Origin of the sequence: Paraburkholderia sp. HC6.4b, from assembly GCF_014200875.1 — a bacterium.
GTDB classification, from domain to species: Bacteria; Pseudomonadota; Gammaproteobacteria; order Burkholderiales; family Burkholderiaceae; genus Paraburkholderia; species Paraburkholderia tuberum.
Genome location: NZ_JACHDC010000006.1, coordinates 324,899 through 340,656, shown reverse-complemented (window position 1 = coordinate 340,656; position 15,758 = coordinate 324,899). Strand labels below are relative to the sequence as shown.

Genomic DNA, 15,758 nt, shown 5'->3' with positions numbered 1-15,758 from the left:
TGCGGATTGCCCGTGTGAAAGTAGGTAATCGTCAGGCTCCCCCCCAGTCAGAAACCCCACCCGCCGCGGTGGGGTTTTTGCGTTTACGCGGCCAACTTTGCGCGCTTCACTACTTTCCGATCCGCAACGCATCCGCGTAACCCGTCAGTTCCAGATAGGCTCGCCCTACATCCGCATTTTGTTGACTCACCCGTACCGCGCCTTCCCAATACACGGCACCGGTCGACTGTCGTGAGTCGAGTTCCTGATCGTCCATCAGCGGATCGAGTTGCCATGTCAGCGTTCCCGCTCTAACCGTCATCGAGACCGGATACGAAGTATTCGTGTGCGGCGAGCGCCACATGCGACGCGGCGTGAAGTCGACTTCACCGGGGTTGAAATTCGTTACCTGACCATCGGGTCTGCGAAGCGTCGCGTGGGCCCATATTGCATGTCCGTCGCGGTTGCGGATCTTGAATGCCATTAGCGCCGAGCCGTCCGTCAAATTGGCGCCGAGCCAATCCCACCCGACCGCATTGGCGTCGAGCAACGTGCTCGACCACTCGTGATCGAGCCATGCGGTCCCCGTCACTGCTGCATCGCGCATCGTGTCGTTTTCACCTCCGGCTGGGCGCACCACAGTGCCCGTCACGCGGAGTTGCGGTTCGCTGTAGTAATAGCTCGTCTGTTCGGGCCGCGGTCCTTTGCGCGAGTAACCGCGCTCGCCCTGAATCAGCGGAGGCTGCGCTGGCGTGAGTTGGAGGTGTAGCGAGAATCCACTTGCATCGGCGGTGACGTCGTAGTGGCCGTCCGCGGCGCGAATCATTTTCCAGGCGTCGAGTTTGACGTCGGTGTTGGCGGTCTTCGCGTAGGCGAGCCCGAGACCCTGCCGAGCGATGCGTTGATCGTGAACGAGGTGTCCGATGGCCGGATCGCTCAGCGCAGCGTGCGCGATGATCAGTTGCGACGGGGCGAAATCGCTTGGATCGGCGGCATCGTGACCAGTCGCCGTACGGAAGAACGTGATCTGGAATCCGAGCGGTCGGTTGTCGGGCGTCGTGAGCCAGCCTGTCGCGTACCACCATTCGGTGCGGAAAGCCGGATGAGCACCGCTGTCCCGCGGAAACGAGATCGGATGGTCTGGCGTGACTGCCGCGAAGGCGACCGGGGTGGATCCAGTGGAGTCGCTACTAGCGGCGAAAGAGGGCGACACAGCGGCGATGCCAATCCAAAGTAGCCCTCGGAAAAAAAGCTGAAGGCGCCGCGGAGGTGACCCGCCGTGTCGGCGCGCGATGCACGTCGCGCAGCCATCAAGCGCAGAGCAAACCTCGCGAATGGCCGCGCTATCCCGGATCAACCGCATTTCACACGCACGCCGCGCAACTGGCATCACCAGTCCTCCTTCACCGCGCGCACTGCATCCACCGACACCGCGCCGCGTCCCGCGACCACCGCCGTCGTACACGACAGCACCAGCATTACCAACGCGACTGTGCCAAGCACTAACCACGGTACATGCAGCGACATGCTCCAGTGAAACGACTGCGGATTGACGACGAACACGAGAATCAGGCTGATCGCGAAACCAAGCGCGAAACCGAGCGCAATGCCGCATGCGGTGAGCAGACCGCCCTCCGAAGCGAGGATCGCGAGAATCTGCGCGCGCGTCACGCCGACGTGGCGCAACATCCCGAACTCACGGGCGCGCGCGAGCGTCTGCGCGGAAAACGTCGCTGCGACGCCGAACAATCCGATCACGATCGCCACCGCCTCGAGCAGATACGTGACCGCGAAACTGCGATCGAAGATCACCAGCGTGCGCGCACGGATCTCGCCCGGTTGCGACACCTCGAGCGAAGCGCCGAACGGCAGCGCCTTCAAACTTGCGACGACGCGTTCGACAGTCACGCCCGGCTCGACGGTCACGGCGACATCGGTTGCGGTGGAGTCGCCGGTCAGCCGCCGATAATCGGCAAGCCGTATCTGGATCGCGCCGCTCTGTCGCGCGTAGTCGCGCCAGACGCCGGCTACGACGAACGTCTGGCCATGCTCGCCGAGCGACAACCGCACACGTTGACCTAACTCATACCCATACAGGTCGATCATTGCTTCGGAGACCCAAATAGGTATGTCGCCGGCGCGAAGCGCGGACGGCGGCAGCACCGCGCCGGTCATCTGCAGAGTCGCGCCCGGATCGGTCGCGTCGATTTCGCGGGCGAGCAGCGCGACGTCCGGGCGCGCGGGATCGAGCGTCAGATGTGTAATGCGCGCGAACGCGGCGTTGCCGATGCCGGGCACCGTCGCGATGCGCGTCTGTTCGTCGGGCCGCAAGCCGCCACTGTCGCCGCTATTGCCGCCCGACGCTACGCGCACATACAGATCGGCGGACAGCAGATGCGTGATCCAGTCGTCGACAGACACGCGGAAGCTGGCCACCATGATCGCCATCGCGACGATCAGCGCGAAGCTCGACAGCACGCCGCCCATCGCGATCGACGCCTGCCCCGGCGCATTCGCGAGACGCGCAATCGCGAGCGTGCCCGTCGCGCCCGCGCGGCGTCGCGTGCCGCGCGCGCGGCCTGCCGCGCCGAATATCAGCGCGGTCACGCGCGGCATCAGCGCAATGCCGCCGACGAGCAGCAACGCGACCGCCAGATAACCGGCGATCGGCGCATCGAACCACGGCGGCACGCGCGTCAGCGCGGCGGCCGCCAGCAAACAGCCGAACGCCGGCCACGGCGTGGCGAGCCGCGCCAATGCGCTTTCCTCGGCACCGGCCTTGAGTGCCGGGGCAGGCCGTGCGCGCGCCGCGTCGATGGCGGGCGCTACGCTGCCCAACACCGACACCGCGACCCCGAGCGCGAGAAACACCGCGCTCGCGAGCGGCTCGAAGCCGACTCGCGGTTGCACCCCCGGAAAATAGCCGCCGCCGAGATCGCTGCCGAAGAAGCGCAGCGCACCGCTGGCCATCGCGTAGCCGAGCGCAAGTCCACACAACGAGCCGAGCAACCCGAGCAGCGCGCCTTCAAGCAGGATCTGCCGCAATAGCTGAGCTCGCGTGAGCCCGAGCACGCGCAGCATCGCGAATTGCGATCGGCGTCGCACGACACCGAGTGCCTGAGTCGAAAACACGAGGAACGCGCCCGTGAACAGCGCGACCAGCGCGAGCACGTTCATGTTGATCCGGTAAGCACGCGACAGGCGATCGGTGCGGCTCTCGGTGTCGCGCGTCTCGGCGACTACCCATGTGCTGCCGAGCTGCTGTTGCAGATCGCGTTTGAAGCGTTGCCGATCGACGCCGCGTGCGAGTTGCACGTCAACGCGCGTCAGCTTGCCCACCTTGCCGAATCGCCATTGCGCGGCGGCGATGTCCATCACCGCGAGCCGTTGACCCGGCCGCGTGCGCACGAGCCCGCCCGCGACGCGCAGATGCAGATCCGACGTACCGCGGCGTAGCGTGACGTCGTCGCCGGTCTTGACGTTCAGCCATTGCTGCGCGGCCGTCGACAGAAATATCGCATCGGAGGCGAGCGTGTCGAACGGGCGATCAGGCGAGGGCACGCCGATCAGATCGGGCGTGATCGACCTCGCCTTGAAGACGTCGATGCCGAGAACGGGCAGTGCACCGGTGCGGCCCGGCACCGCGACGTCGAGCGCGAGCACGGGACTCGCCAGCACCACGCCCGGTTCGTTGGCGAGTCGCGGATAGAGGGACTCGTCGACGAAAGGCTGCGCGCCGCGCACCTGCAGATCTGCTTCGCCTGACAGACTGCGCGCGGCCGCCGAGAATTCGTTGAAGGCGGCGCTGTTGATCAATTGCACCGCGTAGCCGAGCGCGACGCCTAGCGCGATCGTCGCGATGGCGACGAGTGCGCGTCCGCGATGACTGCGCCATTCCGCGACCATCAGCCAGCGCGCGAGAACACGATATCCCGGCGCGCGCGGCAGTGGACGAAGGTCAACGGCCATGGTGGGTCGAGCGGGCCGCGGCGTGCGCGACGTTCGCGGCCTTATCGCGCGCGCCATGCAAGTCGCCGTCGCTGAGGATCAACACGCGGTCCGCCACGGCGGCCGCGGCCTCGGAATGCGTGACCATGATCGTCGCCGCGCCGGTCGCCTTGCATTGCGCGCGGAACAGGCCGAGCACGTCGCGCGCGGTGGCAGGGTCGAGGTTGCCGGTCGGTTCGTCGGCGAGAAGCAGCGTCGGACGATGCACGAGTGCGCGTGCAATGGCTACACGCTGCAATTCGCCGCCGGACAGATCACGCGGAAAGTCGTCGCCGCGTCCGCCGAGGCCGACCGCCGCGAGCATGTCGAGCGCGGCGGCCGTCGGTAGATCATTGAGCAGCAGCGGCAGCGCGACGTTCTGCGCGAGCGTCAGATGCGGCAGCACGTGAAACGCCTGGAACACGAAGCCGAGCTTCTGGCGCCGCAGTCTCGTCGCGGCGTTGTCGTCGAGTTGTTCGACCGGGCGTCCGTCGATTAGCACGCTGCCGCTATCGGCGCGGTCGAGCCCGGCGACCAGGTTGAGCAATGTCGACTTGCCGACGCCCGAGTCGCCCATGATCGCGACGAACTCGCCCGCAGCGAGTGTGAAGTCGAGCCGCGCGAGCACGATGCGGCCGGTGCCGTACCGCTTGCTGAGGCCGCGGCATTCGAGTGCGGGTACGACGTCGTCACGAAGCGCCATGCGAGGAGGTCCGGAAAAGGAGTCGGGCGAGGGGAGCCCGCTGCGCGAATTGAGTGTGCCTCGCCGCGCGAGTTTCTGCAGCAGTTACCATGGCGCGGCGCTGGTCCGTGTAAGGAAAACGGAAGATTCGTGCGCCTGGAGTGGAACATTTTCAGCGCACCTTGATCGAGGCGCGCGGCACCGCTGGGGACCTCCTCGTCGGTCGGTTTAGACCGCTCGTACAAAAATTTTTTTATCGCCGACGAGGCAAATTTTTGTTTGGTTGCCGCTCGTCCGCGGCCGTCAAAAAGCATTCGACAGCACGATCCGTTCCAGTCGAACCAGCCCCGTAAACAGCGAATGTCTAACAGCGGCCAACCTCCGGCTAATTGCCAGCTTTTGCTGCCAAACTGCCAAGGCCTAACAACGTCTTTGTAACAATGTGCAAACGCACATTTCGATGCATTTTGCAAGCGCCCACGTCGCAACAATGTATTGTGGCGAGGATTTCGCGGCTGTTGCGATGCAAAATTATTCTTATCTTGGTAATCTCCCACCCTTGGTCAGTCGGCTGCGGGTAAACGTGTAGCGGGAAACCGCTCCACGCGTCAATTTCAGCGAACTCCAACTTACATTTCCATTTCAATGTCTGCTTGTTTCAGGGGGCGTTGACGCGGCGTTTTGTACTTCAAGTTTTGACAGAGCACATGCCATTGCCTCTCCTAAGTCTTCTCATCTGGATCCCCATCGTCGCCGGGTTCGTGGTTCTGCGCGCCGGGTCGGACGCGGCGCGTAATCGCACACGCTGGCTCGCGCTGATCGGCGCGGTGGCGGGTTTCTTGCCGGTGATCCCGCTCGTGACGAGTTTCCGTAACGACGTGACCTCGATGCAGTTCGTCGAGAACGTCCGCTGGTCGCCGACGTTCGATATCGCATGGCATGTGGGAATCGACGGGATTTCGCTGTGGCTCGTCGCGCTGACCGCGCTGACGACGATCATCATCGTGATCGCATCGTGGGAGTCGATCACGCAGCGCACCGCGCAATACTTCGGCGCGTTCCTGATGCTGTCGGGCTTCATGCAGGGTGTGTTCACGTCCCTCGACGGCATGATGTTCTTCATTGCGTTCGAGGCGACGCTGATCCCGCTGTATCTGCTGATCGGCACCTACGGTCACAAGAACCGCACGTACGCGGCGGTGAAGTTCTTCTTCGTGTCGTTCCTCGGCTCGCTGATGATGCTGATGTCGCTGCTCTATCTGTATAGCCTGACGCACAGCTTCGACCTCGCCGTGTGGCGCGAAGCGCACCTCGACATGGTGCCGCAGGCGCTGATCTTCCTCGGCTTCCTTGCCGCGTTCGGCGTGAAGGTGCCGATGTGGCCGCTGCACACGTGGCTGCCCGACGTGCACCTCGACGGCCCGACGGGCGCCGCGGTGATGATCGGCATGCTGAAGATCGGCGGTTACGGTCTGCTGCGTTTCGCGCTGCCGATCGCGCCGCAAGCGAGCCATTTCTTCGCGCCGATGATGATCACGCTGTCGCTCGTCGCGGTGATCTATTCGAGCCTGCTCGCACTCGTGCAGACCGACATGCGCCGCCTGCTCGCGTATTCGACGGTCGCGCATATGGGCCTCGTCACGCTCGGTCTGTTCGTTTTCAACCGCTTCGGCCAGTCCGGCGCAATCGTGCAGATGATCTCGTACGGCGTGGTGTCCGGCGCGATGCTGTTGTGCACCGGCATGCTCTACGACCGCACGAAATCCGCGTCGATCGCCGAATACGGCGGCGTCGCCAACACGATGCCGCGCTTTGCCGCTTTCGTGATGCTGTTCTCGATGGCCAACATCGGTCTGCCGGGCACGTCGGGTTTCGTCGGCGAATTCATGGTGCTGATGGGCGCGATCCGCTTCAACTTCTGGATCGGTGCGATCGCCGCGACCACCCTGATTCTGAGCGCGGCCTACACGCTGTGGATGTACAAGCGCGTGATCTTCGGTGCGATTGCCAACGCGCGCGTCGCGAAGCTGAAGGACCTCGGCAAGCGCGAGTTCGCGCTGCTCGGTGCGTTGGCGCTGCTGGTGCTCGCGATCGGTCTCGACCCGAAGCCGTTTACCGATGCGATCGATCCGTCGGTCGCCACGCTGCTCGCGCAATCGGAACGCTCGGCGCTGCCGTCGGACTCCGTGCCGACGGAGGGCGGCGAGCATCTGCAGGCAGCGGCGCCCGGACCGGTTCCCGTCGCCACGCAGACTCCGGGTTGAAAGAACAGAGCGCAAGAGTCGTTGTCGCATCCGCGCGTCAGGATGCGGCGACGCTCTTGCGCTTTTGCGCGTCGTTATCAATCCCTTTGTGAATGCATGCGTGTTGCAGTACGTCGAAAACCGCTGCGCGTCCAGCGATTTTTAGCGCTTATTTCAGGGGACTTTTGCGATGCGTCAGCTTTTCGATGCTTCGTTTCGAAGCGTCGCAAACGACGCTGGTGAATAGGGTGCGCGGGGAGATGCGGCAACGTGTCGCACTGCGTCGCGACGCAATAGTTCGTTGCTAAATCGAGTGTTTATTAGCACCCGATGCCCCCCTATTATGCGAGCGCTTATTAATGGAGAGCCGTCGAATGACGTTCGTTGAAGTCAAAAAAACGAGGCAGTGGATATGAAAGGACGGACGCTGAGAAGGCCGGCAAGTTTCATTTCCGCCAGCCTCATGTTGCTGCTTTCGGGTTGCAGCAACCTCGATATTCTGAATCCGAAGGGGAGTGTGGGACTCGCGGAGCGTGATCTGATCGCGACTTCGGTGTGGGCCATGCTGATCGTCGTGGTGCCGGTGATTCTGATGACACTGTTTTTCGCGTGGCGTTACCGCGCATCGAACAGGAACGCCGACTACCAGCCAGGGTGGACGCATTCCACCGCGGTTGAAGTCGTCGTCTGGACGATTCCGACTTTGATCATTCTGTTCCTCGCAGTGTTGACGTGGCGGACGACGCATGAGCTCGATCCGTATCGCCCGCTCGAATCGCAGGTCAAGCCGATCAACGTCGAAGTCGTCGCGCTCGATTGGAAGTGGCTCTTCATCTATCCGGACCTCGGCATCGCGTCGGTGAACCAGCTCGCGATCCCGGTCGGCACGCCGGTGAACTTCCGGATCACGTCGGACACGGTGATGAACTCGTTCTTCATCCCGCAGCTGGGCGGCCAGATCTACGCGATGGCGGGCATGCAGACGCGCCTGCACCTGATCGCCGATCACGCCGGCGACTACGCGGGCACCTCGGCAAACTTCAGCGGCAAGGGCTTCTCGGACATGAAGTTCCGCACGCTCGCCAGCTCTCCTGAAGACTTCAACGCGTGGGTCGCCAAGGTTCGCGCTTCGTCGGATCGTCTCGACATGGACCGCTATCACGCGGTGTCCGAGCCGAGCGAAAAGGACCCGGTGCGGTACTTTTCGACGGTCGATCCGAAGCTGTTCAACAACATCATCGCCCGCTACAACAACGGCAACGTCCTCGACAACAAGGACGCTAACTGTGCGCCTAAGGGGTAACGCATGTTCGGAAAACTAACGCTCGATGCGATCCCGTATCACGAGCCAATCATCGTTACGGCGGGCGCGGGGATGATTCTCGCTGCGCTGGCCGTGCTCGGCGCAATCACGTATTTCGGCAAATGGCGCTACTTGTGGGCCGAATGGTTGACCTCGGTCGACCACAAGAAGATCGGTGTCATGTATATCGTCATTGCCTTCATCATGCTGCTGCGCGGCTTCGCCGACGCGATCATGATGCGTATGCAACTGGCGCTGTCGTACCTGGCCCCGGGCTTTTTGCCGCCGCATCACTACGACCAGATCTTCACCGCGCACGGCGTCATCATGATCTTCTTCATGGCGATGGCGTTCATGGTCGGTCTGATGAACCTCATCGTGCCCCTGCAGATCGGCGCACGCGACGTCGCGTTCCCGTTCATCAACTCGCTGAGCTTCTGGATGACGGCAATCAGCGCGATCCTGATCAATATCTCGCTGGTGATCGGTGAATTCGCGCAGACGGGCTGGCTCGCTTATCCGCCGCTGTCCGAATTGCAGTTCAGCCCCGGCGTCGGCGTCGACTACTACCTGTGGAGCTTGCAGCTCTCCGGTATCGGCACGTTGCTGACCGGGGTGAACTTCTTCGTGACCATCGTGAAGATGCGCGCGCCGGGCATGTCGTTCATGAAGATGCCGGTGTTCACGTGGACCGCGCTGTGCACCAACGTGCTGATCATGGCGTCGTTCCCGATCCTGACCGTCACGCTCGCGCTGCTCGGTCTGGACCGTTACCTCGGCATGCACTTCTTCACGAACGATGCCGGCGGCAACGCGATGCTGTACCTGAACCTGATCTGGGCATGGGGTCACCCCGAGGTGTACATCCTGATCCTGCCGGCGTTCGGTATCTTCTCGGAAGTCGTCGCGACCTTCGCTAAAAAGCCGCTGTTCGGCTACAAGACGATGGTGTGGGCGACCTGCGCGATCATGGTGCTGTCGTTCCTCGTGTGGTTGCACCACTTCTTCACGATGGGTTCCGGCGCGGACGTCAATGCGTTCTTCGGTATCGCGACGATGATCATCTCGATCCCGACTGGCGTCAAAGTGTTCAACTGGCTGTTCACGATCTACAAGGGCCGTCTGCAATTCACGACGCCGGTTTTGTGGACGATCGGCTTCATCATCACTTTCACGATCGGCGGTATGACCGGCGTGATGATGGCGATTCCGGGCGCGGACTTCATGCTGCACAACAGCCTGTTCCTGATCGCTCACTTCCATAACGTAATTATCGGTGGCGTGCTGTTCGGCTATCTGGCCGGCTTCAACTACTGGTTCCCGAAGGCGTTCGGCTTCAAGCTGAACGAGAAGCTCGGCAAGGCCGCGTTCTGGTTCTGGCAGATCGGCTTCTGGGTTGCGTTCACGCCGCTGTACGTGCTCGGCTTCATGGGCATGACGCGCCGTCTGAACCACTACGACAACCCGACCTGGCATCCGTGGCTGATCGCCGCCGCGTGCGGCGCGGTGCTGATCGCGATCGGTATCGCTTGCCAACTGCTGCAACTGGTCGTCAGCATCCGCGATCGCAACCTGAAGGAAAACCGCGACCTCACGGGCGATCCGTGGGACGGTCATACGCTGGAATGGGCGACGAGTTCGCCGCCGCCGGCTTATAACTTCGCGCACATCCCGGACGTCCGCTCGCTCGACGCGTTCACCGAAATGAAGTCGCGCAAGGGCGGTGTGAAAGTGCCGGCGTATCGCGACATTCACATGCCGTCGAATACGTCCGCGGGTCTGTTGGTGGGTCTGTTCTCGCTGGTGCTCGGTTTTGCCGGTGTGTGGCACATCTGGTGGCTTGCGATCGTTGGCGCGGTCGGCGCGATCGCCACCGTGATCATCTACAGCTTCATGGACAACGACGGCTATTACATTCCTGCCGACACTGTTGCGCTGATTGAAGAGAATCGCAACGGCGGTGCTGGTGCCGTGGCCGGTGTCGGCGCAAGCGCCGGCAAGCAGGTCGCGCTGGAGGTGGACTGATGTTACAGAAGACAATTGCGGTTGAGCCGCAACTCGCGCCGGACCATGTGCCGTCGCACTCGGTGTTCGGTTTCTGGCTGTACCTGATGACCGACTGCATCATCTTCGCGGCGCTGTTCGCGGTGTTCGCGGTGATGAGCCACCAGTTCGCGGGCGGTCCGAGCGGCAAGGACCTGTTCGAGATTCCGGGCGTCGCACTTGAAACGACGATGCTGCTGCTCTCGAGTATCACGTACGGCTTCGCGATGCTCGGCGCGCACAAGAACCGCAAGGGCGTGCTGCTCGGCTGGCTCGGCGTGACGTTCCTGCTGGGCCTCGCGTTCCTCGTGCTGGAAATGCGCGAGTTCTCGCACCTGATCGCCGAAGGCGCGGGTCCGAGCCGCAGCGCGTTCCTGTCGTCGTTCTTCACGCTGGTCGGCACGCACGGCCTGCACGTGACGTTCGGCCTGATCTGGATGGTCGTGCTGGCGCTGCAGGTGATGCGTCATCGCGACCTGACCGAACGCGACATGATCCGTCTGACGTGCCTGAGCCTTTTCTGGCACTTCCTCGACGTCGTGTGGATCGGCGTTTTCACCTTTGTCTATCTTGCGAGCGTGATCTAAATGGACCATAGTCATAGCGCCCATGGCGCACACTCGGAAGGCGGTCACGGCAGCTTCGGCAGCTATACGGCGGGCTTCGTGCTCTCCGTCATTCTGACCGTCGCGGCCTTCGCGATCGTGATGACCGGCACGTTGACGGGCCAGAGCGCGTTGCTCGCGATCGCGGGTCTCGCGTTCGTGCAGATCCTCGTGCATCTGGTGTTTTTCCTGCACATGAACACGTCGTCGTCGCAGCGCTGGAACGTGACGGCGTTTGCGTTCACCGTGCTGACCGCTGTTATCGTGGTTGGCGGGACGTTGTGGGTGTTGCATAACGTCAGCATGAATATGATGTCGCGCTAAGCGGATAACGCTTTAGCGTCAGCCTCGGAAAAAAGCCCCGCAAGATTTCGATATTGCGGGGCGTTTGTTTTGTCTGGACGGTTTGTTTTTTTACTATGCTCGTGGCGCGCGCTTTTGCTGAAGGCGCCATATGGCGTGGCGAATTGCATTGCGGCTCCAGCGAAAAGCTTTGAGAAGCGGCCGCATCCGGTTGCCGCGTACTTTTTCGAGCGGCCGTGCGGCTTGTGGTGCGAGTTGTTCGACCACGGCTTCCGGGGTCGTGAAGAGACGGGTTTTCCAATCGAAGTACAGTGGATAGCGCAGCAGCACGCCCGCGCACAGCATGTCGAGCGTCAATGTGCGATGACGCCACGGCAGCGGCGCGAGCGCGTCGTGGGTGAGTCCCCAGCCCGCGTAGAACGGCAGCCCGTAGGTGAACACCGCTTTGCCGCGCAACAGCGCGTCGAAGCCCGCGAGCGACGATAGCGTGTGAACTTCATCCGCCGCATCGACGAGCGACAGCAGGTCCGCTTCGGTATCGACGACGTCGGCGAGTTGCTGCGCGTCGATCAGACCATTGCGATTGCCTGATAGTACGTCGGGATGCGGTTTGTAGACGACGAATGCGTCGGGCCGCAGGCGGCGGACTTCGCGCAGCAGCGCATCGGCGGTGCCGATTGCGCGCCATACGGAGCAGGGGCTCGATCTCGAAGGCGCGCCGACGCTGCTGGTAGCGCGGGCGCCGCTTGAAGATGCGGCGGGCGCGATTCAGGCGAGCACGTCGCCTGCGCATTGGTCGTTGCTGTACGCGACGTCCGACGCGATCGACGACACGCTGAGCACAGCGCTGCGATCCGCCGGCCACACGACGTCGAGCACGACGCTTCAGGCATTGCGTCACGATATGAGCAAGCTGGCCGCGCCGGCCGGGGGTGGGCAGCACATCGCGCATCACGTGGTGTTCGTTGCGCCCGATCAGCCGTTGTCCGCCGACGCGGACGGCGCCGAAGTGATGCACGCGCAGCGGCAGACCACGCTCGCGCTCGCACAGCTCGTGCGCGACCTCGCGGTGGCGTCGAACGAAATGCGCCCGCAACTGTGGATCGTCACGCGCGGCGGCGCGCCGGTCGCGACGCCGTTCGTCGATGCCGCGTCTCTGCGTCCCGAGCAGGGCGCGCTGTGGGGGCTCGTGCGCGTGCTGGCCAACGAGCATCCCGAACTATCGTGCCGTCTGATCGATGTGTGCGCGACGCAAGCGGACGCGGGCGCGTTGCTCGCGCGCGAACTGCTTGCGTCCGACGGCGAGGAAGAAGTGCTGCTGACGCCGCGCGGCCGCTACGTGACGCGTATGCTGCCCACCTCGAACGCGGCGCTGCGCGACATCGCGGCCGAGCCGCTGCGTGCGCGCAACGAAGCGGCGGTGCTCGGTTTCGCGTCGCCGGGTTCGTTGCGCAACCTCGAATGGTTCCCGCTGCCGCAGAGCGAGCTCGCTGCGGATGAGGTCGAGATCGAACCGGCCGCGACGGGCCTCAATTTCCGCGACGTGATGTACGCGATGGGCCTGCTGTCCGACGAGGCCGTCGAAAACGGCTTCGCGGGCGCGACGGTCGGCATGGAGCTGTCCGGGCGCGTCGTACGCGTCGGCCGCGACGTGCAGCGTTTCGCGGCGGGCGATGCGGTGCTCGGCTTCGCGCCGGCGTCGTTCGCGAGCCGAGTGCGCACGAAAGCGGAAGCGATTGCGCACAAGCCCGCGCGTCTGACGTTCGAGGAAGCGGCGACCGTGCCGACGACGTTCTTCACCGCGTACTACGCGCTGTGCGAGCTCGCGCGTCTGCGCCGTGGCGAACGGGTGCTCGTGCACGGCGCGGCGGGCGGCGTCGGGATCGCGGCGATCCAGCTCGCGCGGCATCTCGGCGCGGAAGTGTTCGCGACCGCGGGCAGCCGCGAGAAGCGCGAGTTCGTGCGTCTGCTCGGCGCCGATCATGTGCTCGATTCGCGCAGCCTCGCATTCGCCGATCAAATCCGCGAGCGCACGCAAGGCGCCGGCATCGACATCGTGCTCAATTCGCTGGCCGGCGAAGCGATGGTGCGCAGCATCGATACGCTGCGTCCGTTCGGTCGTTTCCTCGAACTCGGCAAGCGCGATTTCTATGAAAACAGCCGCATCGGCTTGCGGCCGTTCCGTAACAACATCAGCTATTTCGGCATCGATGCGGACCAGTTGATGAGCGCGTTGCCGGGGCTGACCGCGCGTCTGTTCGAAGACGTGATGCGGCTGTTCGCGGACGGTGTGCTGCATCCGCTGCCGTATCGCGCGTTCCCGGCCGAGCGCGTCGAGGAAGCGTTCCGCCATATGCAGCAGGCGCGGCAGATCGGCAAGATTCTGGTCACGTATCCGGCCGGCACGCCGAGCCCCGCGCGTTCGGCGCAAGCCAGCGCGACGCTGCGACTCGATCCGGCGGCCGCGTATCTGATCGTCGGCGGCACGGGCGGGCTTGGCTTTGCGAGTGCACGCTGGATGATGTCGCGCGGCGCGCGTCATCTGGTGCTCGCGAGCCGCTCCGGCTCGCTCGCGCCCGAACTGGCCGAAGAAACCGCACGCTGGCGCGCAAGCAACGGCACCGAAGTGCGCACGGTCGCCTGCGACGTGACCGACGCGGCCGCGCTCGATGCGTTGCTCGCCGACCTCGCGCAACGCGGCACGCCGTTGAAGGGCGTGCTGCATTCGGCGATGGCGATCGACGACGGTCTCGTGCGCAATCTCGACGACGAGCGCTTTGCCGCCGTGCTCGCGCCGAAGGTGGCGGGTGCGTGGAACCTGCATCGCTCGACGCGCGACCTGGCGCTCGATTTCTTCGTGCTCTATTCGTCGGCGACGACCTTTCTCGGCAATCCGGGGCAATCGAGCTACGTCGCGGCGAACAGCTTCCTCGAAGCGCTGATCGCGCAGCGGCGCGCGGCCGGTTTGCCGGGCACCTGCATGGCATGGGGTCCGCTCGACGACGTCGGCTTCCTCGCGCGCAACGCGGAAACACGTGAAGCGCTGCAGGCGCGGATCGGCGGTGTGTCGATCAGCTCGGCCGAAGCGATGGCCGCGCTCGAACGCGCGCTCGTCGCGATGCATGCGGGCGAGGCGGTGGTGCGGCTCGATTGGCACGCCCTAGCGCTCGGCATGCCGGCGGCGCGCGCGCATCGCTATACCGAGCTGCAGACGCGCGGCAGTCACGAACCGGCGCCTCAGGGCAGCGTGCAGATGCGCGAGCAGATCGCGGCGATGGCGTTCGACGATGCGCAGCGATTGGTCGAGGAGACGCTGCAGGCGCAGATCGCGCGCATTCTGCACATGTCGCCGGAGAAGATCGAAACCGGCCGCTCGATTCTCGACATGGGCATGGATTCGCTGATGGGCATGGAACTCGGCATGGCCGTCGAAGAGCGCTTCGAGGTCAAGCTGTCGATCATGACGATGGCCGAAGGCGCGACCGTGCATTCGCTCGCGCAACGGATCGTCGAGTCGATCCAGACGCACGATGAGGCTGCGGAGCCGAACGGCGCCGCCGCGCAGATGGCGGCGCAGGTCGCGGCAGTCGCCGCGCAACATGCGCTCGATGTGGGTGCCAACGCGCTGGCCGACGTGGCGGATGCGCTGTCCGCTCAGTCGAGCGCGACGGAGCCCGTCTAATGCGCGCGCCCGCGGGCTGGAGTCATCGGGAGGGGACGCTCGCACGCGTGCTGACGGTGAGCGGTCACGGCTTGCACACGGGCCGGCGCGTGAACGTGCGGATCCTGCCGGGCACGGCCAACAGTCCGCGCGGCATCGTGTTCAGGCGCATGCAGCAGGGTCGCGTGCTGGCCGAATTCGCGGTGAGTCCCGCGTTGCGGCGCGGGCAGCCGCTGTGCACGATGCTCGAATCGGCCGATGGCGTGCGCGTGCGCACGGTCGAACATCTGCTGGCTTCGCTGCTAACGTGCGAAATCGATCGCGCGACGATCGAGCTCGATGCCGAGGAAGTGCCAATTCTCGACGGCAGCGCGCAACCTTGGCTCGACGAGATTCGCGCGTGCGGACGCATCGAGCTACCGCATGCGAAGCGCTTCATTCGCGTGCTGCGGCCCGTGAAGATTGCCGACGGCGCCGGCACGCGCGACGAACGCAGCATGTCGATCGAACCGGCAGCCGCCTATGAATTGAGTGTGCGCAACGATCTGAAGGGCTTCGGCGAATTGCGCTGGGACGGCGCGCTGACGCCGGCGAGCTTTGCCGGCGAGATCGCGCCGTCGCGCTCCTATGGACGCGTCAAGTGGGCGATCCCGGCGATCGCGGCGGGCTACGTGCGCGGCACGCCGATTCTGCGCGGCGCGCGCCTGTCGTGCACGGCGGCGATCGTCGGCAATCGGGTGCTCGGCGGCATGCGCGTGCCCGACGAGTTCGTGCGGCACCGCGTGCTCGATCTGGTCGGCGACATGGCGATGGCCGGTGCGCCATTGCTGGGCCGCGTGAGCGCGTTGCGGCCGAGTCACGAAATGAACTACCGGCTCGTCGCCGCGCTGCTCGCGGATCGCGACGCGTGGGAATGGGCGGAATTCGCGAGCTGAACGTACAGGATTAGCGA

The 15,758-nt window shown here is 64.2% G+C and carries 9 protein-coding genes and 2 pseudogenes; 7 read left to right on the top strand and 4 right to left on the bottom strand.

The features are described 5' to 3' along the window. Positions 1-109 precede the first annotated feature (109 nt). The 3 genes from HDG34_RS12175 to HDG34_RS12165 are packed head-to-tail and all read right to left on the bottom strand — an operon-like array spanning position 110 to position 4,669. Positions 110-1,369, bottom strand: coding sequence for a lipocalin-like domain-containing protein (locus HDG34_RS12175; RefSeq protein ID WP_409259327.1), 1,260 nt, complete (start codon positions 1,367-1,369; stop codon positions 110-112). Beyond that, on the bottom strand, positions 1,369-3,948 hold the full coding sequence (locus HDG34_RS12170; protein ID WP_184060285.1) for an FtsX-like permease family protein: 2,580 nt from the start codon (positions 3,946-3,948) through the stop codon (positions 1,369-1,371). The genes HDG34_RS12175 and HDG34_RS12170 overlap by 1 nt, the downstream gene beginning before the upstream one ends. Continuing rightward, complete coding sequence (locus tag HDG34_RS12165) at positions 3,938-4,669, bottom strand: ABC transporter ATP-binding protein (protein ID WP_184060283.1); 732 nt, start codon at positions 4,667-4,669, stop codon at positions 3,938-3,940. Before HDG34_RS12165 ends, HDG34_RS12170 begins: the two co-directional genes overlap by 11 nt. 686 nt (positions 4,670-5,355) lie before the next feature. Here HDG34_RS12165 and HDG34_RS12160 point away from each other — a divergent pair. The 5 genes from HDG34_RS12160 to cyoD all read left to right on the top strand — a co-directional run bounded on the left by HDG34_RS12160 (position 5,356) and on the right by cyoD (position 11,166). Continuing rightward, positions 5,356-6,912 carry an NADH-quinone oxidoreductase subunit M gene (locus HDG34_RS12160; protein ID WP_184060281.1) on the top strand — a complete coding sequence of 519 codons (1,557 nt, stop codon included), beginning with the start codon at positions 5,356-5,358 and terminating at the stop codon, positions 6,910-6,912. A gap of 391 nt (positions 6,913-7,303) precedes the next feature. Next, entirely contained in the window at positions 7,304-8,194 is an 891-nt protein-coding gene (gene cyoA / locus HDG34_RS12155) for a ubiquinol oxidase subunit II (RefSeq protein ID WP_184060279.1), read from the top strand. A gap of 3 nt (positions 8,195-8,197) precedes the next feature. After that, the gene (gene cyoB / locus HDG34_RS12150) at positions 8,198-10,219 is read left to right on the top strand and encodes a cytochrome o ubiquinol oxidase subunit I (RefSeq protein WP_184060277.1); all 2,022 of its coding nucleotides are present in this window, start codon (positions 8,198-8,200) and stop codon (positions 10,217-10,219) included. Then, the gene (cyoC, locus tag HDG34_RS12145; RefSeq protein ID WP_018425052.1) at positions 10,219-10,824 is read left to right on the top strand and encodes a cytochrome o ubiquinol oxidase subunit III; all 606 of its coding nucleotides are present in this window, start codon (positions 10,219-10,221) and stop codon (positions 10,822-10,824) included. Before cyoB ends, cyoC begins: the two co-directional genes overlap by 1 nt. Then, a complete protein-coding gene (cyoD, locus tag HDG34_RS12140; RefSeq protein ID WP_090805900.1) occupies positions 10,825-11,166 on the top strand; it encodes a cytochrome o ubiquinol oxidase subunit IV in 342 nt (113 codons plus the stop codon). A 93-nt stretch (positions 11,167-11,259) separates the two neighbouring features. On the opposite strand, the pseudogene HDG34_RS12135 reads toward cyoD, so the two are convergent. Next, a pseudogene (locus HDG34_RS12135) lies at positions 11,260-11,829 on the bottom strand (capsular biosynthesis protein); the annotation flags it as partial. Here HDG34_RS12135 and HDG34_RS12130 point away from each other — a divergent pair. Together HDG34_RS12130 and HDG34_RS12125 are read left to right on the top strand one after the other, a co-directional pair. Further along, a pseudogene (locus HDG34_RS12130) lies at positions 11,816-14,827 on the top strand (SDR family NAD(P)-dependent oxidoreductase); the annotation flags it as partial. The pseudogenes HDG34_RS12135 and HDG34_RS12130 sit on opposite strands and share 14 nt — an antisense overlap. Further along, complete coding sequence (locus HDG34_RS12125) at positions 14,827-15,741, top strand: UDP-3-O-acyl N-acetylglycosamine deacetylase (RefSeq protein ID WP_184060275.1); 915 nt, start codon at positions 14,827-14,829, stop codon at positions 15,739-15,741. The pseudogene HDG34_RS12130 and the gene HDG34_RS12125, both read left to right, overlap by 1 nt. Positions 15,742-15,758 lie beyond the last annotated feature (17 nt).

Bases quoted from the DNA above. Each gene is read 5' to 3' on its own strand.
- HDG34_RS12125 (WP_184060275.1), top strand. From the start codon at position 14,827: ATGCGCGCGCCCGCGGGCTGGAGTCATCGGGAGGGGACGCTCGCACGC.
- cyoB (WP_184060277.1), top strand. From the start codon at position 8,198: ATGTTCGGAAAACTAACGCTCGATGCGATCCCGTATCACGAGCCAATC.
- HDG34_RS12160 (WP_184060281.1), top strand. From the start codon at position 5,356: ATGCCATTGCCTCTCCTAAGTCTTCTCATCTGGATCCCCATCGTCGCC.
- HDG34_RS12165 (WP_184060283.1), bottom strand. From the start codon at position 4,669: ATGGCGCTTCGTGACGACGTCGTACCCGCACTCGAATGCCGCGGCCTC.
- cyoA (WP_184060279.1), top strand. From the start codon at position 7,304: ATGAAAGGACGGACGCTGAGAAGGCCGGCAAGTTTCATTTCCGCCAGC.
- cyoC (WP_018425052.1), top strand. From the start codon at position 10,219: ATGTTACAGAAGACAATTGCGGTTGAGCCGCAACTCGCGCCGGACCAT.
- HDG34_RS12175 (WP_409259327.1), bottom strand. From the start codon at position 1,369: ATGCCAGTTGCGCGGCGTGCGTGTGAAATGCGGTTGATCCGGGATAGC.
- HDG34_RS12170 (WP_184060285.1), bottom strand. From the start codon at position 3,948: ATGGCCGTTGACCTTCGTCCACTGCCGCGCGCGCCGGGATATCGTGTT.
- cyoD (WP_090805900.1), top strand. From the start codon at position 10,825: ATGGACCATAGTCATAGCGCCCATGGCGCACACTCGGAAGGCGGTCAC.